At 67.6% G+C, this 23,073-nt stretch carries 20 protein-coding genes and 1 tRNA gene; 15 read left to right on the top strand and 6 right to left on the bottom strand.

Annotation, left to right across the window (positions count from 1 at the left end; genetic code table 11):
* From TSH64_RS14695 to TSH64_RS14665, 7 genes are all read left to right on the top strand, one after another.
* Positions 1-77: transfer RNA gene (locus TSH64_RS14695), tRNA-Met, on the top strand.
* A gap of 222 nt (positions 78-299) precedes the next feature.
* Positions 300-1,556 (top strand): helix-turn-helix domain-containing protein, encoded by a 1,257-nt coding sequence (locus tag TSH64_RS14690; protein ID WP_109445941.1) that lies wholly within the window; start codon positions 300-302, stop codon positions 1,554-1,556.
* Between the two features lie 152 nt (positions 1,557-1,708).
* A complete protein-coding gene (ispG, locus tag TSH64_RS14685; RefSeq protein ID WP_109445939.1) occupies positions 1,709-2,878 on the top strand; it encodes a flavodoxin-dependent (E)-4-hydroxy-3-methylbut-2-enyl-diphosphate synthase in 1,170 nt (389 codons plus the stop codon).
* A gap of 37 nt (positions 2,879-2,915) precedes the next feature.
* The gene (hemA, locus tag TSH64_RS14680) at positions 2,916-4,247 is read left to right on the top strand and encodes a glutamyl-tRNA reductase (protein ID WP_109445937.1); all 1,332 of its coding nucleotides are present in this window, start codon (positions 2,916-2,918) and stop codon (positions 4,245-4,247) included.
* Entirely contained in the window at positions 4,222-5,307 is a 1,086-nt protein-coding gene (gene prfA / locus TSH64_RS14675) for a peptide chain release factor 1 (RefSeq protein ID WP_109445935.1), read from the top strand. The genes hemA and prfA overlap by 26 nt, the downstream gene beginning before the upstream one ends.
* Before the next feature lie 4 nt (positions 5,308-5,311).
* Entirely contained in the window at positions 5,312-6,160 is an 849-nt protein-coding gene (gene prmC / locus TSH64_RS14670) for a peptide chain release factor N(5)-glutamine methyltransferase (RefSeq protein WP_109445933.1), read from the top strand.
* A gap of 283 nt (positions 6,161-6,443) precedes the next feature.
* Positions 6,444-6,881 carry a DUF4167 domain-containing protein gene (locus TSH64_RS14665; RefSeq protein ID WP_109445931.1) on the top strand — a complete coding sequence of 146 codons (438 nt, stop codon included), beginning with the start codon at positions 6,444-6,446 and terminating at the stop codon, positions 6,879-6,881.
* Positions 6,882-6,907: 26 nt separating this feature from the next.
* Here the strand turns inward: TSH64_RS14665 and TSH64_RS14660 are convergent, their stop codons facing one another.
* Both TSH64_RS14660 and TSH64_RS14655 read right to left on the bottom strand, forming a co-directional pair.
* Positions 6,908-7,672: an MOSC domain-containing protein gene (locus TSH64_RS14660; RefSeq protein WP_109445929.1), complete on the bottom strand. Its 765-nt coding sequence runs from the start codon at positions 7,670-7,672 to the stop codon at positions 6,908-6,910.
* 127 nt (positions 7,673-7,799) lie between these two features.
* On the bottom strand, positions 7,800-8,351 hold the full coding sequence (locus TSH64_RS14655) for an NUDIX domain-containing protein (RefSeq protein ID WP_109445927.1): 552 nt from the start codon (positions 8,349-8,351) through the stop codon (positions 7,800-7,802).
* A 306-nt stretch (positions 8,352-8,657) separates the two neighbouring features.
* On the opposite strand from TSH64_RS14655, the gene clpB reads away from it, so the two are divergent.
* On the top strand, positions 8,658-11,261 hold the full coding sequence (gene clpB, locus TSH64_RS14650) for an ATP-dependent chaperone ClpB (RefSeq protein ID WP_109445925.1): 2,604 nt from the start codon (positions 8,658-8,660) through the stop codon (positions 11,259-11,261).
* Between the two features lie 42 nt (positions 11,262-11,303).
* Here the strand turns inward: clpB and TSH64_RS14645 are convergent, their stop codons facing one another.
* A complete protein-coding gene (locus TSH64_RS14645) occupies positions 11,304-11,939 on the bottom strand; it encodes a glutathione S-transferase N-terminal domain-containing protein (RefSeq protein WP_199237559.1) in 636 nt (211 codons plus the stop codon).
* Between the two features lie 224 nt (positions 11,940-12,163).
* Between TSH64_RS14645 and TSH64_RS14640 the strand changes: the two genes are divergently transcribed.
* Complete coding sequence (locus TSH64_RS14640) at positions 12,164-13,546, top strand: aspartate aminotransferase family protein (RefSeq protein WP_109445921.1); 1,383 nt, start codon at positions 12,164-12,166, stop codon at positions 13,544-13,546.
* Between the two features lie 27 nt (positions 13,547-13,573).
* On the opposite strand, the gene TSH64_RS14635 is transcribed toward TSH64_RS14640, so the two are convergent.
* Both TSH64_RS14635 and TSH64_RS14630 read right to left on the bottom strand, forming a co-directional pair.
* Positions 13,574-14,812 (bottom strand): class I SAM-dependent methyltransferase, encoded by a 1,239-nt coding sequence (locus TSH64_RS14635; protein WP_109445919.1) that lies wholly within the window; start codon positions 14,810-14,812, stop codon positions 13,574-13,576.
* An 88-nt stretch (positions 14,813-14,900) separates the two neighbouring features.
* Positions 14,901-16,034: an asparaginase gene (locus tag TSH64_RS14630; protein ID WP_109445917.1), complete on the bottom strand. Its 1,134-nt coding sequence runs from the start codon at positions 16,032-16,034 to the stop codon at positions 14,901-14,903.
* A 79-nt stretch (positions 16,035-16,113) separates the two neighbouring features.
* Between TSH64_RS14630 and TSH64_RS14625 the strand changes: the two genes are divergently transcribed.
* Entirely contained in the window at positions 16,114-16,698 is a 585-nt protein-coding gene (locus TSH64_RS14625) for an RNA methyltransferase (protein WP_109452670.1), read from the top strand.
* A gap of 21 nt (positions 16,699-16,719) precedes the next feature.
* Here the strand turns inward: TSH64_RS14625 and TSH64_RS14620 are convergent, their stop codons facing one another.
* Positions 16,720-17,280, bottom strand: coding sequence for a methyltransferase domain-containing protein (locus TSH64_RS14620; RefSeq protein WP_109445915.1), 561 nt, complete (start codon positions 17,278-17,280; stop codon positions 16,720-16,722).
* A 199-nt stretch (positions 17,281-17,479) separates the two neighbouring features.
* Between TSH64_RS14620 and TSH64_RS14615 the strand changes: the two genes are divergently transcribed.
* From TSH64_RS14615 to TSH64_RS14595, 5 genes are all read left to right on the top strand, one after another.
* A complete protein-coding gene (locus TSH64_RS14615) occupies positions 17,480-18,067 on the top strand; it encodes a DUF1178 family protein (protein ID WP_109445913.1) in 588 nt (195 codons plus the stop codon).
* A 366-nt stretch (positions 18,068-18,433) separates the two neighbouring features.
* Complete coding sequence (locus TSH64_RS14610; protein ID WP_109445911.1) at positions 18,434-18,736, top strand: DUF485 domain-containing protein; 303 nt, start codon at positions 18,434-18,436, stop codon at positions 18,734-18,736.
* Positions 18,736-20,457, top strand: coding sequence for a cation acetate symporter (locus TSH64_RS14605; RefSeq protein ID WP_109445909.1), 1,722 nt, complete (start codon positions 18,736-18,738; stop codon positions 20,455-20,457). Before TSH64_RS14610 ends, TSH64_RS14605 begins: the two co-directional genes overlap by 1 nt.
* Before the next feature lie 254 nt (positions 20,458-20,711).
* Positions 20,712-22,577 (top strand): DUF294 nucleotidyltransferase-like domain-containing protein, encoded by a 1,866-nt coding sequence (locus TSH64_RS14600; protein ID WP_109445907.1) that lies wholly within the window; start codon positions 20,712-20,714, stop codon positions 22,575-22,577.
* A 10-nt stretch (positions 22,578-22,587) separates the two neighbouring features.
* Complete coding sequence (locus TSH64_RS14595) at positions 22,588-23,061, top strand: DNA polymerase III (RefSeq protein WP_109445905.1); 474 nt, start codon at positions 22,588-22,590, stop codon at positions 23,059-23,061.
* Positions 23,062-23,073 lie beyond the last annotated feature (12 nt).

Below are 23,073 nucleotides of genomic sequence, written 5' to 3'. Positions count from 1 at the left end.
CGCGGGGTGGAGCAGCCCGGTAGCTCGTCAGGCTCATAACCTGAAGGCCGCAGGTTCAAATCCTGCCCCCGCAACCAAACAGCAAGAAGCCCGCCCTGCTCGCGCAGGGCGGGCTTCTTGTCGTTCGGAGTAGAACCCTGCACCCACTTGTCACGACCCGCATTCCCTGACCCGCGGTCATTGCGGTTGCGCCGTGGGGGCGGCATGTCGTACCCATTTCGCAAGTTGCATCCACGCGGATGCCCCCGCTGCGCATGCTTTTCCAGTGTGTGCACAAGCTGCGAGCAGATGGCGAGCCCATGGCCAAGCGCAAGGTTTTCGACGATTTCGATCCGGCTCCGTCCGGTCCCTCAGTCTCCGAGACTCTGCGTGCGACGCGGATGGCGCATGGCTATGACCTGCGCGACGTCGCGACGATGCTGCGCATCCGCTATCCTTACCTGCTGGCGATCGAGGAAGGGCGGTATCAGGAACTGCCGGGCAGCACATATGCCATCGGCTTCCTGCGCTCCTATGCCGAGTGCCTGGGTCTCGACCCGGACATGGTCGTCACCCGCTACAAGGAAGAGGCGGCCGGCAGCGTCCGCCGGCAGGAATTGTATCTGCCGACTCCGGCCGCCGAAGGGCGGGCGTCGGGCGGAACGCTGCTGCTCGGCACGCTGGTGCTGGCCGGCATCGTTTATGGCGGCTGGTATTATCTGTCGGCGACCGACCGGTCGGTGGCGGACCTCGTGCCGACCCTGCCGGACCGTCTGGTCTCGCTGCTGGACGGCGTGCCGGCCAAACCGGCCGAGCAAGTGGCCGACCAGTCCGCAGCGTCCGGCCAGCCTGGCGCCGAACCCGCCGTTCCGGCACCGGCGATAACGACGCCGGCCCCAAACACAGCCCAATCTCCGGCGAATACGGTTCCGGTCAGCCCGACTCAGGCTGCATCGGCACCCTCCACTTCGGCGCCGGCCGGAACGCCGTCCAACGCCGGCAAGCCGCCGCAGACCGTCGCGTCCGCCGCCACGCAAGCGCCGGCAACTCCGCAAGCCGGTGCGGCCAAGCCGCAGGCCGGCACTGCCGCCGCCGTGCTGCCGCCGGCCCAGTCGCCATTGCCCTCCGCCAACGCGCCTGCTGCCAACCAGACGGGTGGGCAGGGCATCGTCAATGTACCGGCCCCGCCGGCCGAGGACGACGACGAGGCGTCGCCGCAGGATCCGACTCCGCTGAACGCCACGGCGGCCCCTCCGGCCGCGCCCGCGGTTCCGGCCGCATCGGTCCCGGCCAACGGAAAAGTTTATGGCACGCTGAACACCAATGCGAAGCTGGTCCTGAAGGCGACGCAGGAAAGCTGGCTTCAGGTGCGTGATGGCAGCGAGATCGTCTTCACCCGCGTGTTGAAGCCGGGCGATACCTTCCGCGTTCCTGACAAGCCCAACGTGAAGATCCGCACCGGCAACGCCGGCGGTCTGGTGGTGATGGCCGACGGCGGTGAAAGTCCGCCGCTGGGCTCTGTCGGGCAGGTGCTGCGCGACGTCGCCATCGACGGCCACGGGGTTGTGCGGCGCTGAAACCGGTCGGTGAGGGCGTCAGCCATGCGTCGGCGGCGCCCCACCAACCCTGTCCCTTGAATCCCCGGCGCCGGAGCGCACTTCTGGCCTGATGCCGGCTGCGCTAGGATGCGGCACCCGGTTCCGTTTTGCTGTCCAGAGGCTGACCTGAGATGACCGTGCGCGCCTACCGCCAGATCCTTCGCCGCAAATCGCGCCAGATTCGCGTCGGCAACGTGCTTGTCGGCGGTGATGCGCCGATCTCGGTCCAGACCATGACCAACACGCCGACCACCGACGTGAAGGCCACGGTGGAGCAGATCCAGGCAGCCGAACGGGTGGGGGCCGACATCGTCCGCGTCTCCTGCCCCGACCGCGACTCGGCTCTGGCGCTCAAGGACATTGTGCGGCAGGTGAAGGTACCGATCGTCGCCGACATCCATTTCCACTACAAGCGTGCCATCGAAGCGGCGGAGAGCGGTGCCGCCTGCCTGCGGATCAACCCCGGCAACATCGGCTCGGCCGAGCGGGTGCGCGAGGTGGTGAAGGCGGCCAAGGACCATGGCTGTTCGATGCGCATCGGCGTCAATGCCGGCTCGCTGGAGCAGGATCTGCTGGAGAAATACGGCGAGCCCTGCCCGGAGGCGATGGTCGAAAGCGCGCTGAACCATGCGAAAATTCTGGAAGACAATGATTTCCGAGAGTTCAAGATCTCGGTGAAGGCCTCGGATGCCTTCCTGGCCGTCGCTGCCTACCAGGGCTTGGCGGAAGCCTGCGACTATCCTCTGCACATCGGCATCACCGAGGCGGGCGGGTTGCGCGCCGGAACGGTGAAATCGTCGATCGGATTGGGCATGCTGCTGTGGTCCGGCATCGGCGACACGCTGCGCGTCTCGCTGTCGGCCGATCCGGCGGAAGAGGTTCTGGTCGGCTACGACATCCTGAAGTCGCTGGGGCTGCGCCGGCGCGGCGTGACCGTCATTTCCTGCCCCAGCTGCGCCCGGCAGAATTTCAACGTCATCAAGACGGTGGAACTGCTGGAGCAGAAGCTGGCCCACATCACCACCCCGCTGACCCTGTCGGTGATCGGCTGCGTCGTGAACGGCCCGGGCGAGGCGCGGGAGACCGACATCGGCCTGACCGGCGGTGGCAACAACACACATCAGGTCTATCTGTCCGGCGTTACCGACCATCGGCTGAAGGACCAGGACATCGTCCAGCATCTGGTCGGGCTGGTCGAGAAGAAGGCGGCGGACATCGAGGCGGCGAAGGCCGCCGCGGAGGCTGTCGAAGCCGAAACCACCCGAGAAACCACGCGAGACGTGGCCCCCGCCGCGGAGTAAGCTGCCCGGAATTCGGGCAGGGACAGCGATCCGCGGCGTGACCACCACCTCCTACCTCGTCATCGGCGCCAGCCACCGGACCTGCTCCGGCGTCGTCCGCGACCGCCTGTCCACCGACGAGGCGGAAGTGGCGGGAATGCTGGAGCGGCTGCGCGCCGTGGGGGTGGGGCAGGCGCTGTGGCTCAACACCTGCGACCGGGTGGAGGTGCAGGCGGTCCATGAACGACCGAACGAGGCGGCCCTGGCGATTGCCGAAGTCATGGCCGACCGCGCCGGCCTGTCGACATCCGATCTGGCACCGCAGCTCTACACCCGCACCGGCATCGACGCCGTGCGCCATCTGTTCGCGGTGGCCTGCTCGCTCGACAGCCAGATCGTCGGCGAACCGCATATCCTGGGCCAGTTGAAGGCGGCCCACCGCAGCGCTTCCGGCGCCGGGCTGACCGGACCGGAGCTGGAAGCGGTTCTGCAGGCCGCCTATGCCGCCGCCAAGCGGGTGCGCAGCGAGACGCCGATTGCGGAGGGCGCCACCTCGCTGGCCGCGGCAGCCATCCAGGTGGCGCGCGACCTGCACGGCGACATCGGGCGCTGCGGCGCTCTGCTGGTGGGAATGGGCGACATGGGTGCCCTGGTTCTGGAGGGGTTGCGTGAAGCCGGGCTGCCGCGGCTGACCGTTGCAGCGCCAGTGGATCGGCGGGCGGAAGCGGCGGCTCGGCGGCTCGATGGGCATTTCGCCCCTTGGGCCGATCTGGAGACGGCGATGACCGGCGCCGATATCCTGGTGACCGCAGCCGGTCTTGGGCGCTATATCCTGACCGCTCCGATGATGGAGACGGTGTTGAAGCGCCGCCGCCGCCGGCCGGTCTTCGTGGTCGATGCCGCCATTCCAGCTGATGTCGATCCGGCGGTGGCGGGCATGGACGGCGCCTTCGTCTATGATCTGGCCGATCTGGAGCGGGTGGCGCTGCAGGGCCGGGTTGGGCGCGAGGCGGCGACCCAGGCAGCCTGGATGATCGTGGACGAGGCGGTGGCCGCTTTCGCCCGCGACCGTGCGGAACGCGCAGCGGTGCCCGCCGTGGCGGCGCTGCGAAGCCATTTCGAAGCGGAGCGGCGGCGCCTGCTGGCCGGGCATGCCGATCTGGACGCGGCATCGGCGACGCGGCTGCTGGTCAACCGCCTGCTGCACGCCCCATCGGAGGCGCTGCGGGCCCTCGCCGCCGATGGCAGTGGCGAGGGGCTGGCCGAACGGGCGGCGGCGGAACGGCTGATGTTCCGCCTGTTCGGGCTGGACCGGCTGACCGCTGCCGCATTGGAAGAGAACGAACGGGATAAGGACGAGCGACGTGAGCCTGGACGAGAAGTTCGATAAGGTGATGGCCCGGTACGACGAGCTGCGCGACACGCTTGCGGCCGGCCTTGCCGAGTCCGGCGACTTCGCCCGGCTGTCCAAGGAATATGCCGACCTCACCCCGATCGCCGAGGCCATCGCGGAGTTGAAGAAGGGCCGCGCCGAGGCTGCCGATCTGGCGGAAATGATAGCGGCGATGATGGGCGATGCCAGCGCCGACCCCGAGATGAAGGCGATGGCGGAGGAGGAATTCCACGTCCTGACCAAGCGCATCCCGGATTTGGAGCGCAAGGTGCAGATTTCGCTCCTGCCCAAGGATGAGGCGGACGAAAAGAACGCCATCCTGGAAGTGCGGGCCGGGACCGGTGGCGATGAGGCCGCGCTGTTCGCCGCCGAACTGTTCGAGATGTACCGTCGCTATGCCGGCCTGCATGGCTGGCGCTTCGAGGCGATGGACGTCAGCGAGACCGGCATCGGCGGCTACAAGGAGGCCACCGCCAACATCACCGGCCGTGGCGTGTTCGCCCGGCTGAAATTCGAGTCCGGCGTTCACCGCGTCCAGCGCGTGCCGGCGACCGAGGCGCAGGGCCGCATCCACACCTCGGCCGCCACCGTCGCCGTGCTGCCGGAGGCGGAGGAAGTGGACATCCACATCGACGAGAAGGATCTGCGGATCGACGTCTTCCGCTCCTCCGGTCCCGGCGGCCAGTCGGTCAACACCACCGACAGCGCCGTGCGCATCACCCATCTGCCGACCGGGCTGGTGGTGAGCCAGCAGGACGAGAAGTCGCAGCACAAGAACAAGGCCAAGGCGCTGAAGGTGCTGCGTGCCCGGCTGTACGACCGCGAACGGGCGGAGAAGGACGCTGTCCGTGCCGCCGACCGCAAGAACCAGGTGGGCAGCGGCGACCGTTCGGAACGCATCCGTACCTACAATTTCCCCCAGGGGCGGGTGACCGACCATCGCATCAACCTGACGCTCTACAAGATCGACAAGGTGATGGCCGGGGAGGCACTGGATGAACTGGTCGACGCCCTGATTGCCGAGGACGAGGCCGCCCGGCTGGCGGAACTCGGGTGATCGCATGAACCTCCGCACCCTGCGTGCCCAGGCCGAGGCGCGGCTGCGCGAGGCCGGTGTCGATACACCGGAACTCGACGCCCGCTATCTGCTGGAGCATGCGCTGACCCTCACCCGCACCGACTTCATTACGAAGGCGGAACAACTTATCCCCGATGGCGATGCTGCCCATGCCCTGGCATTGGTGGAACGGCGTGCGGCGCGGGAGCCGGTGGGGCGCATTCTGGGGCACCGCGAGTTCTGGACCATCGATCTCGCCCTCAACCCCGACACGCTGGAACCGCGGCCGGACACCGAGACGGTGGTGGAAGCGGTTCTGGCCACCATCCCCGACCGGAAAGCTCCGCTGCGCCTGATCGATTTCGGAACCGGAACAGGTTGCATCCTGCTGGCGCTGCTGTCGGAGCTGCCGAATGCCACCGGTGTCGGCGTCGATCTCAGCCCGCTCGCGGTCGAGGCGGCATCTGGGAACGCCGACCGCAACGGGCTGGCGAAGCGCGCCCGCTTTCAAACCGGCGACTGGGCCAAGGGGATCGAGGAGCGTTTCGACATCGTGGTGTCGAACCCCCCCTACATCCCCAGCGCCGATATCGCCACGCTGGAGCCGGAGGTGCGGGAGTATGACCCGCTTCGCGCACTGGACGGGGGACCGGACGGGCTGGAGCCCTACCGCATCCTCGCAGCCGAGTTGCCGCGTCTGCTGGTACCGGGTGGACTGGTCGCCTTCGAAGTGGGGCAGGGCCAAGCGGAAGATGTGGCGGCGCTGGTCAGGGCGCAGGGGTTGGGAGACACCGCAATCCTGTGTGACCTTGGTGGGGTAAAGCGCTGTGTCAGGGCACGGAAGAGCCTGTGAGGCGGCCGCTTATCCAAAAAAACGGTTGGATCGGCAGGCTTTGGCGGGTAGTGTGCGGTACACGACCGCGAACCTAAGGCCTGCGGAGCAAGAATCTCGGATGATTTTCTGCCGAGCGCTGACCGCCATGGCCTGCCGCACGCGATGCGGACGCGTCGTTTGAACCCCGTGAGCGACCCATGGAAATCGTCCATGGCGGGCTCGGTGGCCGGGCCGCAAGGCCGGATGGCCGCCGGAGCGTTCCGGGGACTGCGCTTCTCTTGCATGGGGCCTTAAGAGCCGAATGAGACAGGGACCGAACTCCAGGCGTTCGCGTGGTCGTGGCAACAGCGGCGGCGGGGGCAGCGGCGGTAGTGGTGGCGGCGGCGGCGGTGCTGGCCGGCGCCAGAATGTTCCGCTGCGCCACCAGACCTTCGACAGCAACGGCCCCGACGTCCGCATCCGCGGCAATGCGTGGCAGGTGCAGGAGAAGTATCAGGCGCTTGCCCGCGACGCGATGTCGTCCGGCGACCGGGTGCAGGCGGAAAATTACCTGCAGCATGCGGAGCATTACCTCCGCATCATCAACCAGATTCAGGAATCGGAAAACCGCCAGCGCGGTGGGCAGCCCGGCAATGGGCACGGCCATCAGCCGCAGATCTCGTCGCATGGTGGCGACGAGGACGAGCAGCCGGCCGAGGACGAGACCGACGGCGAGGAACGGGCGGCCGTAAACGCCTGATATGTGATGCTAACCTGGGGTGATGTTTATTCGGCCGGAGTGACCGGGTCGCCCACTGCGATCCGGCCTCCGCCAGTCACCCGGGCGCGCAGCAGGATTTGGCTGTGGCCATAGCCGCGTTCCATGATGTTCGGCAGGCTGAGATCGGCGACGCCGGTATCCGGGTTCACATCGTTCCCGGGCGTGCAGTCGAGCGCTTCCACCACCTCCAGCCTTGCCGTACCGACAGTCAGGGTCCGGCCGACCCAGCTGCGCTCCGCCCAGGGATCGATGCCGTCCACCAGCAGGTTGGCGCGCAGGCGGCGGGGATCGACCGGCTGCTTGGCGATCCGCTCCTCCAGGTCGCGCAGGCTGGCGAGGTTCAGCAGCGTGACCGAGGGTTCCTCGCTGTTGCCGAAGCCGCCCTGTTGCGCTTCGATCAGGCGTGGCATGCCGGGGACGATCCCGGCCAGATAGGCGGCGAAGAACTGTTCCAGCAAGTTGCGGCCCATCGGCTGGTCCAGCCGGCCGCGCGACACCTGCCGGCCGCCGCGGCGGATGATCAGCGCCTGCGTCGCCTCGTCGAACTCGCTCTGCAAGACAGCCAGCTTTTCCGTGCGGTCCAGCGTGAAGAAATCCGACGGCAGGCGCCAACCCTGCGTCTCGGTATCCAGCGCGGCCGGGCCGTGCAGCAGCCCGTAGCGGCGGTCGAGCGGAATCGCCTGACCGGCGGTCAGCTCGATTGCGGGAAGATCCTGGCCACTCATGCCCTTGACGGGATAGCGGCGGATGACGGTCAGTGTGGCGTTCATTGCACTGCACAATGAAAGGGCTGGAGCGTCCCTGTCAACCGATGCGGTGCCTATTTCTCACGCTGCGGCTGGGGTATGGCAGGGCCGATCGTCCGAACCGCCCGCTCCACCCTGTAATCTGGTGCCGCTACCAGCGTTCGGCGACGGGCCGGCGGCCAAGAAATTCCTCCAGCCGCCGTCCGGTGGCCGGCGACAGGTCGGTCGGCAGCCGGTCGAGCGGGAAGAATCGGGTTTCGACGATCTCCACCCCGTCGGCTTTCGGGCTGCCGCTCCAGCCGCGCACGACATAGACCGCCACATGGTCGCTCGCCCCGTTGCGGAAGCGGGCGTAAATGGCGAAAGGCTGAGCAGGGCGGTCGGCAATCAGCCCGACCTCCTCCCGCACCTCGCGCCGCATGGCGTCGACCAGCGTCTCTCCCCGCCCGACACCGCCGCCGGGCAGATGCCAGCCGTCGACATAACTGTGCCGGATCAGCAGGACGCCGGGCGATGCCGGGTCCGCCTCGTCCAGGATGATCGCCCTCACCCCCATGGTCAGCGGCCGTGCCAGCCGATGCCAGACCCCGCGCAGGCTCCAGGCGAGACGAAGAAGCCGGCCTGTGATGGTTCTCGGAATCGGCTGGCCGGCGGATGCCGGCGTCGTGCTGGTTGGGGAACCGGAGGCGGCCAGATCGGTCATGATGAAATCCGGAACGGGAGCCCTTGGAAGGCGGAAAGGCGGGATGGCGGCAGTCTAGCCGCGGCAGGAAGGGATGGTGTAGGGGGCAATCGGCGGGTCGCGCGCTACCTCTTTTTCCCGGTCCTAGCCGGTCTGGAGAGGGCGGTTGTGGCTGCGTTTCTCCACCGATAACCTTTCTACGCAGATGGTCTTGCATGGCCTTCGGCCTTGCCTACATCTTCGGCAGCATCCTTGCGGATCGCACAGTTGCGTGGATCACGTTGACCGGGCTGCCTTGCGGACGGTCGACAGGAGAAGGGGAGCATCATGGATTTCGAGCAATACACCGAGCGCAGCCGCGGGTTCATTCAGGCCGCCCAGACCCTGGCCGTGCGCCGTGGGCATCAGCGCCTGACCCCGGAACATCTGCTGAAGACCCTGCTGGACGACAAGGAAGGGCTTGCCGCCAACCTGATCCGTGCGGCGGGCGGCGATCCCAAGGCGGCCCTGTCGGCGGTCGATGCCGAACTGGACAAGCTGCCGAAAGTCGAGGGCAGCGGCGCCGGTCAGCTCTACCTGACGCCCGAACTCTCCCGTGTCTTCGAACAGGCGGAGAAGGTCGCCGAAAAGGCCGGCGACAGCTTCGTCACCGCCGAACGCATCCTGCTGGCGCTGGCGATGGCCGACGGTACCCCGTCGGGCAAGGCGTTGAAGTCCGCCGGCGTGACGCCGCAGGCGCTGAACACCGCCATCAACGACATCCGCAAGGGCCGCACCGCCGACAGCGCCAGTGCCGAGCAGGGCTATGACGCGCTGAAGAAATATGCCCGCGACCTGACCGCTGCGGCGCGCGACGGCAAGCTCGACCCGGTGATCGGCCGCGATGAGGAAATCCGCCGCACCATCCAGGTGCTGGCCCGCCGCACCAAGAACAATCCCGTGCTGATCGGCGAGCCCGGTGTCGGCAAGACCGCCATCGTCGAGGGGCTGGCCCAGCGCATCGTCAAGGGCGACGTGCCGGAGGGGCTCAAGAACAAGCAGCTGCTGTCGCTCGACCTCGGCGCGCTGGTGGCGGGCGCCAAGTACCGCGGCGAGTTCGAGGAGCGGCTGAAGGCCGTGCTGTCGGAAATCCAGGCGGCGGCCGGCGAGATCGTCGTCTTCATCGACGAATTGCACACGCTGGTCGGTGCCGGCAAGTCCGACGGCGCGATGGACGCTTCCAACATGCTGAAGCCGGCGCTGGCGCGTGGCGAGCTGCACTGCGTCGGCGCCACCACGCTGGACGAGTTCCGCAAATACATCGAGAAGGACGCGGCGCTGGCCCGGCGCTTCCAGCCGGTCTTCGTGTCGGAGCCGACGGTGGAGGACACCATCTCCATCCTGCGCGGCCTGAAGGAGCGCTACGAGGTCCACCATGGCGTGCGCATCACCGACAGCGCCATCGTGTCGGCGGCGACCCTGTCCAACCGCTACATCACCGACCGCTTCCTGCCCGACAAGGCCATCGACCTGATCGACGAGGCGGCGAGCCGCCTGCGCATGGCGGTGGACAGCAAGCCGGAGGCCATCGACGAGCTGGACCGTCGAATCATCCAGCTGAAGATCGAGCGCGAAGCGCTGAAGCGCGAGCAGGACTCCGCATCGCGCGACCGTCTGGTCAATCTGGAGCGCGAGCTGTCCGATCTGGAGCAGGAATCGGCAGAACTGACCGCCAAGTGGCAGGCCGAGAAGGACCAGTTGCAGGGCGCGCAGAAGATCAAGGAGGATCTGGAGAAGGCCCGCACCGAACTGGAGACGGCGCAGCGCGACGGCAATTGGGGCCGCGCGGGCGAACTGGCCTATGGCGTTATCCCCGGCCTGGAAAAGGCCTTGAAGGACGCCGAGGAGCATGCCAGCAGCCGCATGCTGAACGAGGAGGTGCGCGACAGCGACATCGCCGCGGTGGTCAGCCGCTGGACCGGCGTGCCGGTCGACAAGATGCTGGCCGGTGAGCGCGAGAAGCTGCTGGCGATGGAGGACAAGCTGCGCGGCCGGGTCATCGGCCAGGACGAGGCCATCGTCGCGGTGTCCAACGCCGTGCGCCGGGCGCGCGCCGGGTTGCAGGACCCGAACCGTCCCATCGGCTCCTTTCTGTTCCTCGGTCCGACCGGCGTCGGCAAGACCGAGCTGACCAAGGCGCTGGCCGAGTTCCTGTTCGACGACGAGACGGCGATGGTCCGCCTCGATATGTCGGAATATATGGAGAAGCACTCAGTCGCCCGCATGATTGGCGCTCCTCCGGGCTATGTCGGCTATGAGGAGGGTGGGGCTCTGACCGAGGCGGTGCGCCGCCGGCCCTATCAGGTCGTGCTGTTCGACGAGGTGGAGAAGGCCCACCCCGACGTCTTCAACGTGCTGCTGCAGGTGCTGGACGATGGCCGGCTGACCGACGGGCAGGGCCGTACGGTCGATTTCCGCAACGTGGTCATAATCATGACCTCCAACCTCGGCTCGCAGGCGCTGGCCGAGCAGGCGGAGGGCGAGGACAGCGCTGCGGTGCGCGACGAGGTGATGGAGGCCGTCCGGGCCCATTTCCGGCCGGAGTTCTTGAACCGCCTGGACGAGATCCTGCTGTTCCACCGGCTCGACCGCCGGCATATGGGCGGCATCGTCAAGATCCAGCTCGGCCGCCTGACCAGGATGCTCGCCGACCGCGAGATCACGCTGATGGTGGACGAAGCCGCGACCGAATGGCTGGCCGAGGCCGGCTACGACCCGGTCTACGGTGCCCGTCCGCTGAAGCGGGTGATCCAGCGCGAGTTGCAGAACCCGATGGCGACCCTGATCCTCGAGGGCCGCATCAAGGACGGCCAGACGGTGGCGGTCGGTGCCGAAGGCGGTTCCCTGACCATCGACGGCCAGCCGGTGAGCGGGCTTGTTCGCAAGGCGTAGGGTTGAAGGCCCTCTCCCGACCGTGGGAGAGGGCTTTTTCCCTCAGTAAAACGGAGCCCCCAGCCCTTCCGCCTCGAAAGCGGCCTTCACCGCCGGACGCTCCAGCACGCGGGCGAGGTAGGGTCCGAGATTGCCCAGCGTGCGTGCCGGGCGGCCCATGAAGCGGGTCCAGCGGCACAGCATGAACAGGTACGGGTCGACAGCGCTGTACGTGTCGCCCAACAGCCACGTACGCCCTTCAAGCGCGCGGTCAAGCCCATCGAAATGACCGTTCAGCCGCGCCTCGGTCGCCGCCTTGAAGGCAGCCTGCGCCTCCGCGCCCTCGACGTAACGCTCGGGGTAGAAGTACAGCAGCATCTCGGCCTGGACGCTGTTGGTCAGATAGACCAGCCATTTGTAGAATTCCGCCCGCTCTGACGCGCCGACCTCCGGGGCGAGCTTCGCCTCCGGATGGCTGTCGGCCAGATGCAAGCAGATGGCGGCGGCCTCGTACAGCACCAGATCGCCATCCACCAGCGTCGGTACCCGGCCATGCGGGTTCAGCGCCAGATAGGCCGCACTCTTGTGCTCCCCCTTGTCGCGGTCGAGCAGCCGCAATTCGAAAGGGTCGCCGATCTCGCGCAGCAGGATGTGCGGCGCCATCGCGGCCGTGCTGACCATACCGTAAAGCGTGCGCAAGGCGGCTCCTCCCTTTCGTCGTTCCGGTCAAGCTGTCCCATCCGGCTTGGCGTCCCGCCAGCGTCTTGCACGCATGGCACGGATGACGGTGAAGCGGGTTTGTCGAGTGGCGAAACTGTGCGTATGATCGGCGATACTGTTTAACAAATCGAACACCCTGCGGTGGGCTGCTACGGCCATCCGGGGGAACGAACCCGACAAGACCGAACAGGAAGACCCACTCCATGACCGCTCCGGGCAGCACCGCCGGCAACTCTGCCGCCAGCCGCGACAAGGCCTTCGTCCTCCATCCCTACACCAACCTGCACGCCCATGAGACGCAGGGGCCGATGATCATCGAGCGTGGCGAAGGCATCCACGTCTTCGACGATGGCGGCAAGGATTACATCGAGGGCATGGCAAGCCTGTGGTGCGTCTCGCTCGGCTGGGGGGAAGAGCGGCTGGTCCAGGCGGCGACCAAGCAGATGCGGCAGCTGTCCACCTATCACATCTTCGGCCACAAGTCGCACGAGCCCGGCATCGATCTGGCCGAAAAGCTGATCGGGCTGGCGCCGGTGCCGATGTCCAAGGTCTTCTTCGCCAATTCCGGCTCTGAAGCCAACGACACTGCGATCAAGCTGATCTGGTACTACAACAACGCGCTCGGCCGGCCGGAGAAGAAGAAGATCCTGTCGCGCCAGCGTGCCTATCACGGCGTGACGGTGGCGACCGCCAGCCTGACCGGGCTGCCCAACAACCACCGCGACTTCGACCTGCCGATCGCCCGCATCATCCATGGCGATTGCCCGCACCACTACAGGAACGGGCTTGAGGGCGAGAGCGAGGAGGCCTTCGCCACCCGCTTGGCCGAACAGTTGGAGGCGCTGATCCTGGCCGAGGGGCCGGACACCATCGCCGCCATGTTCGCCGAGCCGATCATGGGCGCCGGCGGCGTCGTGGTTCCGCCCGCGACCTACTTCGCCAAGATCCAGGCGGTGTTGAAGAAATACGACATCCTGCTGGTCGCCGACGAGGTGATCTGCGGCTTCGGCCGTACCGGCAATTTCTGGGGCAGCCAGACCACGGGCATGCAGCCGGACATCCTGACCTGCGCCAAGCAGCTGTCATCCGGTTATCTGCCGATCTCCGCCGTGATGGTGAGTGACGCCGTCTATCGCGCCTGCGTCGAGGAAAGCCGGAAGATCGGCACCTTCGGCCATGGCTACACCTATTCCGCCCATCCGGTGGCGGCAGCGGTGGCGCTGGAAACGTTGAACATCTACGAGGAGCGCGACATCGTCGGGCATGTCCGCTCGGTCGCCCCGGCCTTCCAGTCGCGGCTGAAGGCGCTGGCGGACCATCCGCTGGTCGGCGAGGCCCGCGGCATCGGCCTGATCGGCGCGCTGGAACTGGTGGCTGACAAGGCGACCAAGCTCCCCTTCGACCCGCCCGGCCGCGCCGGCGCCCTGGTCAACGGTCTGGCCCAGGACAATGGCCTGATTGTTCGCGCCATGGGTGATTCCATCGCGCTCTGCCCGCCGCTGGTGATTTCCGAGGCGGAAATCCACCAGGTCTTCGACCGGCTGACCAAGGCGCTCGACGCCGCGGTGCCGGTTCTACGGGGGTAAGGGCTGGCCGGGGGTGGGGCTGTCGCCCTATCCCCGCCGCAGATGCATCTTGCCCAGCCCGCCCAGCGCGTCGAACAGCTGGCAGAACTGGGCGAGGAACTGCTCCCAGGTGACTTTCGTTGTCGGCTCGATTGCGGTGTGCAGCGCGCCCAGGCTGGTCCTGCCGTCGACCCTAGACAGGATCGGGCCGGCCAGCCGGGGCAGGGGAAGCGACACCACGCTGCCCATCAGGTCGAATTCCAGGCTGCCGCCGGGCGGAACGGCTTTGGCGACAGTCTTTCCATCGATGTCGCGCAGGACTGGGACCACGTCCGGCCCGTCCGGCTGGATGCGGGCGGCCTCCAGATCGGCGGGACGCAGCAGATAGGCGATGTGCTTGGTGAAGGCACCGGTGATGCGCTCGGTCCAGGCGGCGCGCTCCAGCATGCCCAGCCCCGACAGCTGCTTCAGGATGCGGGCGTCCTTGACCCACAGCGACGGCTCGTAGCGCAGCGGGTCGATCAGCGTCGCAACGGCGAGCCCCGCGCTCTCCGCCAGCTCCGCCAACTGCGGCACGCTGTAGGGGCGGTCGCAGCTGTGCAACAGCAGATCGTAGAGGTTGGCGTCGGCCAGCCGGTGATCGCTGATGTGCGGGTTGTTCAGCAGCCAGTTGGTCGGCGGCAGCGCCTGGATCAGCCGGCGTGCAAGCGCCACCTTTTCGGCGGGCGGCAACCCCTCGGTCATGCCGCGCAGCGCTTCCTGCATCGGGTAGACGCCGGTGCGGCCGTAGGGCGCGTAGACCATGATGCCGATACCGCCGCCGGGTGCCAGCGCGCCGGCCAGCGAGCGCAGGCCGGCCGCCGGGTCGTCCAGATGGTGCAGCACGCCGCAGCAGTCGATGTAGTCGAACGGCCCCGCTTCCGCCGTGACCCCGCCCAGCTCCAGCAGCGACCCCCGGTGGAAGTCGATGTTGGTCAGGCCGCGCGCCTTGGCCCGCGCTTCGGCGACGGCGCGGCTGGCGTCGGACAGGTCGATGTAGGCGATGCGGCCGGGATTGCCGGCATCGGCCATCTGCTGCGCCAGCATGATGGTGCCGTCCCCCGTGCCGCCGCCGGCCACCAGAACCCGCAGCGGCTTGCTATGGTCGATCCGGCCGCCGAAGACATGCTGCACCAGCTCGTCCAGGTGGCTGGGCGAGCCGGTGATCAGCCGTCCGGCCTCGTCAGCCGGATTGCGCGCCGGATAGGGATAGGCTTCATACTGGGCGCGCAGGTCGTCGATGCTCATGGGAACCGCTCAGCGGGGAAAAGGGCGCGGCGACCATAGCACCGCGCCCGCCCGCATCGCACCTGCCGGATTGATGAGTGTCAGTGCCTCAGCCCGGCCACCCCGTCGCCGGCCGCACTTCGCCCACCCGCGCGCCGGCGCGGTTCAGCAGCGGAGTGGTCAGCAGCTGCGGCACGCGCGCCCATTGCGCCTCGGTCAGCGCCTGGGTCGAACGGATCAGGGCGGCCAGCGCCACCTCGCGGGCGCGGGCGGCGCCATCCTCGATCTTCAGCGCGATGCCGATGCCCTGCTCGGGGATCACGGCGCAGCCGACGCCCTCGGCCCCGCCCTTGACCAGCACGGCGCCGCCGGCCGCCTCCATCAGCGCCGTATCGAAGGTGCCGGTGCCGCCGATCAGGAAGGGGTGCTTGCCCCAGGCGGCGGCGATGCGGGTGACGGCCTCGGCCCGGGCGTCGGGCAGGTCGACCGGGTCGGCGATGCGGGCCATGGCATAGGCGATGGCGCCCAGCGGGATGCCGATGGTGGGGATGGAACAGCCGTCGACGCCCCAAGGCGCCCCGAACAGGTCCTGTCCGGTCATCTGCTCCATCACGCCCAGGATGCGCTGCTGCACCGGATGTTCGTAGCGGACATAGCCCTTCAGCCGTTCGCCCTTGTGCCTGGCGGTGGTCAGAAAGCCGCTGTGCTTGCCGGAGCAGTTGTTGTGGAAGGCGGTCGGCGCCTCGCCGCGGCGGACGAGATCCTCGGCGGTGGCGGGATCGTAGGGGATTTGCGCGCCGCATTCGTAATCGCCCGGCGTCAGCCCGACCCGTTCGGCCCAGGACCGCGCCAATTCCGTATGCCGCGCCTCGCCGTTGTGGGAGGAGCAGGCGAGCGCCAACTCCTGGTCCCCCAGCCCGAAGGCGTCGAGCGCGCCGCTTTCCACCAGCGGGATCGCCTGCAGCGACTTGATGGCGGAGCGCGGGTAGACCGGTCCATCGATGTCGCCCCAGCGCGCCAGCACATGGCCGCCCGCATCGACGATGCAGGCGCGGGCACGGTGGACCGACTCCACCAGGCTGCCGCGCGTCACCTCGACGGTGATCGGGCTTTCCGCCGGGCCGGAGAGATCGGCGCGGCCTTCGGCGCTTTCGCCAGGCCGGTGGCCATGAGGGTGGGAATGGCCGTGGTGGTGATCGCCGCTGCAGCAGGAGGAATGGTCGTGAGGATTGTCTGGGCTCATGCCGGCAAGCTTGCCTCGGGCGGGCTGCGACGGCAAGCTCCCGCCCGGTCATATCCTTACCCAGATCAGCGGGCTCTTCATGCGTGGCTATTTCGGAATCGGGGTGGAACGGATCAGCAAGCCGGGCAATGTCGGCAACCTGATGCGCACCGCCCATGCCTTCGGCGCCTCCTTCTTCTTCGCCATCGATCCGGAACCGGACCTGCGCGAGACGAAGCTGGTTGACACCTCGGGCGCCACGCTGCACCTGCCGCTCTACATCCACGAGCGGGTGGCCGACTTCACCCTGCCCAGGGACTGCACATTGGTCGGGGTGGAACTGACCGACGACGCGGTGGAACTGCCCAGCTTCCGTCACCCGTTGCGCGCCGCCTATGTGCTGGGGCCGGAGCGCGACAGCCTGTCGCCCGCGCTGCTGGCGCGCTGCGACCATGTGGTGAAGATCCCGATGTCCTTCTGCATCAATGTCGGCGTCGCCGGGGCGCTGGTGATGTACGACCGCATGATCTCGCTCGGCCGCTTCGCCGAGCGGCCGGTGCGTCCCGGCGGCCCGCTGGAAGGGCCGGCCCAGCACAAGCATGGCAAGCAGATCATGCGCAAGGAGGACCGCCGCCGCCGCATCCGCGGCGAGCAGAAGCCGGTCGCCGACGACAGCGACGAGTGAGTGCGACGCGTAAGGACGCCGTCAGAGCGGCAGCGGATCGTCCCCGGCGACGGCGCAGATCCGCTGCACCACCGCGGGCTTGGGCACCGACAGCTCGCCCTGTTCGAAGGCCACCACCTGAAGCCTGCCATGCACCCTTTCCAGCAACTCCCCCCGCCGCAGCAGGAAGTCGGGCGAGGACGGGCGGCCGAAGCGGGCATTGCCGTCGGCGAAGGTCTCGTAGATCAGCACGCCGCCCGGCTCCAGCGCCGCCAGGATGGCGGGGAAGAGCGGGCGGTGCAGGTAGTTGGTGACGACGATCCCGGCGAAGGTGCCGTCAACCGGCAGGGAATTGGCGGAAATGCCCGAGTCGCCGCTTTCAAGGTCGGCCTGAACGAGGGTGACGTTCGTGCCGCCCTCCAGGTCGGCGACGCCGCCTAGGTCACGGTCCAACCCCACCACCGGATGGCCGAGGCGATGGAACAGGCGCAGATGCCGTCCGCCGCCGCAGGCGAGGTCGAGCACCCGCCCGCCCGTCCGCACCAGCGGGGCGAACCGCTCCACCCAGGGGGAGGGCGGCGACAGCGGATGGGGTGTGGGCATGGGGAAACTCCCTTATCCGGACTTTTTTCGATGGTGTCGGGAACGATATCACAGGAGGTACGCGCCTATGGCCCGTCCGGCGTTTGACGGCGCGGCCCGGCCGTGCTGAATTAGGACGATTCCCGAGTCGCGCCGCAACCCGGACCGGCGTGCACGGATTTGTCTTTCCTGCTGCGGGTCAGTTGGGGCTTGTGGGGATATGATCCTCTTCGCGTTGAGATGCTCGGCCGACCACCAGTTCGAGGCGTGGTTCCGCAACGGTGCCGCCTATGACGAACAGGCGGCGGGCCATCAGATCGCCTGTCCGATCTGCGGCGACACTGTGGTCGGCAAGGCGCCGATGGCTCCGCGCATCGCCAAGGGCGTCGCCAAGGCCGCCGACCGTGCCCGCGAGCAGGCCGAAGCCGTTGCGGCCAGCGCCCCGTCGGTGGCGCCGCCGGCTGCTCCCCCCAATGCGGTGCCGGTGCCCCTTCCGGCGCCGCTTCCCGCGCCGGTCCCGCTGCCGAACGCCGCCGACGTGGTCGCCGCCCTGCCGCCGAGCCTGAACGACGCCCAGCGCGAGGCGGTGGCCGAGGTGATGCGGCAGCTGACCGAGGTGCGGCGCAGCGTGGAGAAGAACTGCGACTATGTCGGCGACCGTTTCGCCGAGGAGGCGCGGCGCATCCATTACGGCGAGACCGACCCGCGCGGTATCTATGGCGAGGCGTCCGACGAGGAGGTCTCCGAACTCCACGAGGAAGGTGTGACATTTCACCGCATCCCGTGGATTCCGCGCACCGATTCCTGAAGGGCAGCCAGTCCCGGCAGGGTGGCGCCACCGCGCGGCCCCGCCACTGATTCCCAACGAAGCCGTTTGAAAAGCTGACTGTTTGAAAGGCGCACCCGGCAACGGGGGCGCCTTTCCCGTATGGCGCTACAGCCTTGCCCGCGCTTGCTTTTTCAGAGCTGTCCGCCCCCTCTGCGCCCACCCCATCGACCAAGGTAGGGGGTGCGCCCAACAATGATCTGTATCAAACAATTGGGCAGGTCAAGGGCGTACGAATTACGGGAAGAAACCCGGACGCGACCGCCCGGACGGCAAATGCCCGCTGATCCCGAAGACGATGTCTGGATGGATCGCAGAAGATTGCCGGCACTCGATGAGGGGACGCACATGAGTCAAAGCGCACAAAGGATTGTGAACAATCCAAAGTTCCAGGAACTGGTGGCGAAACGGTCCGCCTTCGCCTGGACTTTGTCGATTGCCATGCTCGTTATTTATTTCGGCTTCATCCTGCTGGTGGCATTCGGGAAGTCGTTCCTGGGCACGCCGATCGGCTCCGGCGTCACGACCTGGGGCATTCCCGTCGGCGTCTTCACCATCGTGTCCGCCTTCATCCTGACCGGCATCTACGTCCATCGGGCCAACGGCGAATTCGACGAACTGAACCGCCAGATCCTGGAGGAGTCGAAGTGATGCGCGCCACCACCCGTCTTGCCGCTCCGGTCGCCGCTGTGGCGGCTGCCGCCGGCGCGCTGGTTCCGACCACGGTCCTGGCCGACGCCATCGGCGGCGCCGTGCAGAAGCAGGCGACCAACTGGTCGGCCATCCTGATGTTCCTGGCCTTCGTGCTGTTCACGCTGGGCATCACCTACTGGGCGGCCCGCCGCACCAAGTCGGCCAAGGACTTCTACGCCGCCGGCGGCGGCATCACCGGCTTCCAGAACGGCCTCGCCATCGCCGGCGACTACATGTCGGCCGCGTCCTTCCTGGGCATCGCCGGCCTGGTGTACGCCTCGGGCTTCGACGGCCTGATCTATTCGGTGGGCTGGCTGGTCGGCTGGCCGATCGTGCTGTTCCTGGTGGCCGAGCGGCTGCGCAACCTCGGCAAGTACACCTTCGCCGACGTCGCCTCCTACCGCTTCAAGCAGACGCCGATCCGTTCGCTGTCGGCCTGCGGCTCGCTGGCGACCGTCACCTTCTACCTGATCGCCCAGATGGTCGGCGCCGGCAAGCTGATCCAGCTGCTGTTCGGTCTCGACTATATGGTCGCCGTCATCATCGTCGGCGTGCTGATGATCGGCTACGTGACCTTCGGCGGCATGCTGGCGACGACCTGGGTGCAGATCATCAAGGCGGTGATGCTGCTGTCCGGCGCCTCCTTCATGGCCTTCATGATCCTGGCGAAGTTCGGCTTCAGCCCCGAGGCGATGTTCAAGGCCGCCGTCGAGGCGCACCCGAAGGGTCTGGCGATCATGTCGCCGGGCGCCCTGGTCACCGATCCGGTCTCGGCCATCTCGCTGGGCATGGCTCTGATGTTCGGCACCGCCGGCCTGCCGCACATCCTGATGCGCTTCTTCACCGTCGCCGACGCCAAGGAAGCCCGCAAGTCGGTCTTCTACGCCACCGGCTTCATCGGCTACTTCTACATCCTGACCTTCATCATCGGCTTCGGCGCCATCCTGATGATCCTGGCCCCCGACGCCAACGGCGCCTATCCGTTCCTGACGGCGGCCCCGGCGGCCGGCGCCAAGGCGGTGATCGCCAATGTCATCGGCGGCACCAACATGGCGGCCATCCACACCGCCCATGCGGTCGGCGGCGACCTGTTCTACGGCTTCATCTCGGCGGTCGCCTTCGCCACCATCCTGGCGGTGGTTGCCGGTCTGACGCTGGCCGGCGCCTCGGCGGTTTCCCATGACCTCTACGCCTCGGTCTTCGCCAAGGGCCGCGCCAACGAGGCCGACGAAATCCGCGTGTCGAAGATCACCACCGTCGCCATCGGCATCCTGTCGATCGTGCTGGGCATCGCCTTCGAGAACCAGAACGTCGCCTTCATGGTCGGTCTGGCCTTCGTCATCGCCGCCTCGGCCAACTTCCCGATCCTGCTGATGTCGATGTTCTGGGGCAAGATGACCACCCGCGGCGCGGTGCTGGGCGGCGGCCTGGGGCTGGTTTCGGCGATCGTCCTGCTGGTTCTGGGTCCGACCGTGTGGAAGGCCGTGCTGGGCAACCCGACCGCCATCTTCCCGTACGACAACCCGGGCCTGTTCTCGATCCTGCTGTCCTTCGCCGGCATCTGGTTCTTCTCGATTACCGACAACAGCGAGCAGGCGCAGAAGGAGCGTCGCGACTTCGAGGCCCAGTACATCCGGTCGCAGACCGGCCTGGGTGCCGAGGGTGCGTCCGCCCACTAAACGTCAAGCGTTCGAACGAAGCGGGCAGAGCAACAAGAACAGGGAAGGGATCGCGTCTCGCACCGCGTCCCTTCCCCCCTTCGGGGAAGGCCCAAACCCGTGCGGTGACCGAACCACGCCGCCAAATGTCGCACCCGCTTTCGGCCTCGGGCCCGGCGGGTGTATCCTGGAAAGCGCCTCCGGATCCGGTCCGGAGGCGCTTTTTTATGCCTCCTTTTCCCGATGCCCCGCCCTCCTGTGACGGAGCCTGCCCCGTGCAGCACGCGATGCCGACCGCCTCCCCGGACTTCGATTTCGGTCAGCCCCCCTTCGACCTGCTGACCGACGATCAGCGGACGGCGCTGGCGGGTGCGCTGGACATCGCGCTCTACCCGCGCGACGCCGTCCTGCTGTCGCGGGAGGAGCCGACCGATGCGATGTTCGTCGTGCTGCGCGGTACCGTGCAGGAGCGCCGCGGCGGCGAGGTGGCGGCGGTCCATGGACCCGGCGACCGTTTCGGCTTGCAGGCTCTCTATGGCGCCGCGGGTGCCGGCGCTGGCGGCAGCACCGCCCGGCGTTTCGTCGCGGCCGAGGAGTGCGCCTGCCACCTGATCCCGCGCCCCGCACTGGAAGCGCTGGCGGCGGACAACCCCGAATTCGGCGCCGCCATCATCGGCGATTTCGCCCAGCGCATGCGCGATCTGGCGGCGTTGAGGTCCAACCGCGAGATGGCGGCGCTGACCATGGCGCGTATCCGGCAGGCCTATCTCCACCCGCCGCTGTTCGTCGACGCCTCCGCCAGCCTGCGCGACGCGGCCGAGGCGATGCGGCAGAACCGTGCCAGCAGCGTGCTGGTGCGCGGGGCGGATGGAGCGGTTGGCATCCTGACCGGCACCGACCTGCGTGACCTCGTGGTGCTGGACGGCCGGCCGGTGAGCGAGCCGGTCGGGCCGCTCGCCCGCTACGGACTGCTGACGCTCGACCGCGACGACCTGCTGTTCAATGCGCTGGTGCTGATGACCAAGCATGCGGTGCGTCGGGTGGTGGTGACGGAAAACGGCGCCATCGTCGGGCTGTTGGGGCAAAGCGACCTGCTGGCGGTGCTGTCCAACCATTCCCAGGTCATCGGGTTGCAGGTGGAGCATGCCGCCGATCCCGCCGACCTGTGCCGGGCCAGCCGCTCCATCGTCGAGCTGATCCGCACCTTGCATGCCACCGGGGTCAAGGTCTCCTTCATCGCCGATCTGGTGACCGAGCTGAACCGCCGAATCTTCCGCAAGCTGTTCGAACTGCTGGCTCCGCCGGACCTGCTGGCCAACAGCTGCCTGATCGTGATGGGCAGCGAGGGGCGGGGCGAACAGCTGCTGAAGACCGACCAGGACAACGGCCTGATCCTGCGCGACGGCTTCGACTGTCCCTATCTGCCGAGGATCGCCGCCGACTTCACCCGCCATCTGGTGGAGTTCGGCTATCCGCCCTGTCCCGGCAACATCATGGTGTCGAACCCGGACTGGACCCGGCCGCTCGCCGGCTACAAGGACGCGCTGTTCAACTGGATCCACCGTCCGGACGAGGCGGCGCAGATGAACCTCGCCATCTTCTACGACGCCGCCCCGGTGGCCGGCGACGCCACCCTGCTGGCCGAGGCGAAGGACTATCTGCTGGGCCGCCTGCAGGACAACCAGATGTTCTTCACCCAGTTCGCCCGTCCGGCCCTGTCCTTCGACACGCCGAGCGGCCTGTTCGCCGCCCTGTTCGAGCGGCGCCGGGCGGAAGCGGTCGACATCAAGAAGGCCGGCATCTTCCCCATCGTCCATGGTGTGCGAGCGCTGGCGCTGGAAAAGCACCGGGCGGAAACCAACACGGTGGAGCGCATCCAGGTGCTGGCCGAACTGGGGGCACTGGACCGCAAGATGGCCACCGATCTGGTGGAGGCCTTCACCATCCTGTCGACCATCCGCCTGAAGGCGCGTGTCGATCTTCCCGATGACGGGCCTGAGGAGGGAGCGGAACTGGCGGTCGACAACCTCGTGTACCCCGACCGGCTGGGAAAGCTCGACCGCGACCAGTTCAAGGACTGTCTGTCCCTGGTGAAGAGCTTCAAGGAGCTGATCGCCCACCATTTCCGCCTGAACCATTGAGGCGGCGGCGATGGCGTACCTCCTTCACACCGACCGCCGGGAAAGCGTGGCGATCCATTGCGAGGCGACCAGCTTCGACCCCGAGTCGGCAAGGCCGCTGACCTTCGCCGCCATCCGCATCCGCGGTCACCGCATCCTGACCGGCAGCGCCCTGCTGCTCCATCCCGGCAGCAACACCGGGACGGCCGAGGCCGGCGACCTGCTGCATGCCTTCATCGGCGGCCGGCCGCTGGTCGGATATTACCTGGATTTCTCCATCGCCATGGCGGAACGCCTGACCGGCCGTCCGTTGCCGGAGGAGCGGACGGAGGTGTCGAGCCTCTATTACGACCGCAAGATCCGCAGCCTGTCGAAGCAGGCGGTCGATCTGCGGCTGGACAGTCTGGTCAACGACCTCGACCTTCCGGTGCGGCCTGACGGTGCCTTCGGCATTGCGCTGACCGCAGCGATGGCGTGGCTGCGGCTGACACAGGACGGCCGCTGAGGAGTAGCGGAC

The sequence above is a fragment of the Azospirillum sp. TSH64 genome (assembly GCF_003116035.1).
Classification (GTDB): domain Bacteria; phylum Pseudomonadota; class Alphaproteobacteria; order Azospirillales; family Azospirillaceae; genus Azospirillum.
Note: the sequence above shows the minus strand (reverse complement) of the source record. Positions and strands in the feature narration are given on the sequence as shown.

What these genes read in the sequence shown, in the direction of transcription:
- TSH64_RS14690 (WP_109445941.1), top strand. Translation starts at nt 300, where the DNA reads ATGGCCAAGCGCAAGGTTTTCGACGATTTCGATCCGGCTCCGTCCGGT.
- ispG (WP_109445939.1), top strand. Translation starts at nt 1,709, where the DNA reads ATGACCGTGCGCGCCTACCGCCAGATCCTTCGCCGCAAATCGCGCCAG.
- prmC (WP_109445933.1), top strand. Translation starts at nt 5,312, where the DNA reads ATGAACCTCCGCACCCTGCGTGCCCAGGCCGAGGCGCGGCTGCGCGAG.
- TSH64_RS14665 (WP_109445931.1), top strand. Translation starts at nt 6,444, where the DNA reads ATGAGACAGGGACCGAACTCCAGGCGTTCGCGTGGTCGTGGCAACAGC.
- TSH64_RS14660 (WP_109445929.1), bottom strand. Translation starts at nt 7,672, where the DNA reads ATGAACGCCACACTGACCGTCATCCGCCGCTATCCCGTCAAGGGCATG.
- TSH64_RS14655 (WP_109445927.1), bottom strand. Translation starts at nt 8,351, where the DNA reads ATGACCGATCTGGCCGCCTCCGGTTCCCCAACCAGCACGACGCCGGCA.
- clpB (WP_109445925.1), top strand. Translation starts at nt 8,658, where the DNA reads ATGGATTTCGAGCAATACACCGAGCGCAGCCGCGGGTTCATTCAGGCC.
- TSH64_RS14640 (WP_109445921.1), top strand. Translation starts at nt 12,164, where the DNA reads ATGACCGCTCCGGGCAGCACCGCCGGCAACTCTGCCGCCAGCCGCGAC.
- TSH64_RS14635 (WP_109445919.1), bottom strand. Translation starts at nt 14,812, where the DNA reads ATGAGCATCGACGACCTGCGCGCCCAGTATGAAGCCTATCCCTATCCG.
- TSH64_RS14630 (WP_109445917.1), bottom strand. Translation starts at nt 16,034, where the DNA reads ATGAGCCCAGACAATCCTCACGACCATTCCTCCTGCTGCAGCGGCGAT.
- TSH64_RS14625 (WP_109452670.1), top strand. Translation starts at nt 16,114, where the DNA reads ATGCGTGGCTATTTCGGAATCGGGGTGGAACGGATCAGCAAGCCGGGC.
- TSH64_RS14620 (WP_109445915.1), bottom strand. Translation starts at nt 17,280, where the DNA reads ATGCCCACACCCCATCCGCTGTCGCCGCCCTCCCCCTGGGTGGAGCGG.
- TSH64_RS14615 (WP_109445913.1), top strand. Translation starts at nt 17,480, where the DNA reads ATGATCCTCTTCGCGTTGAGATGCTCGGCCGACCACCAGTTCGAGGCG.
- TSH64_RS14610 (WP_109445911.1), top strand. Translation starts at nt 18,434, where the DNA reads ATGAGTCAAAGCGCACAAAGGATTGTGAACAATCCAAAGTTCCAGGAA.
- TSH64_RS14605 (WP_109445909.1), top strand. Translation starts at nt 18,736, where the DNA reads ATGCGCGCCACCACCCGTCTTGCCGCTCCGGTCGCCGCTGTGGCGGCT.
- TSH64_RS14595 (WP_109445905.1), top strand. Translation starts at nt 22,588, where the DNA reads ATGGCGTACCTCCTTCACACCGACCGCCGGGAAAGCGTGGCGATCCAT.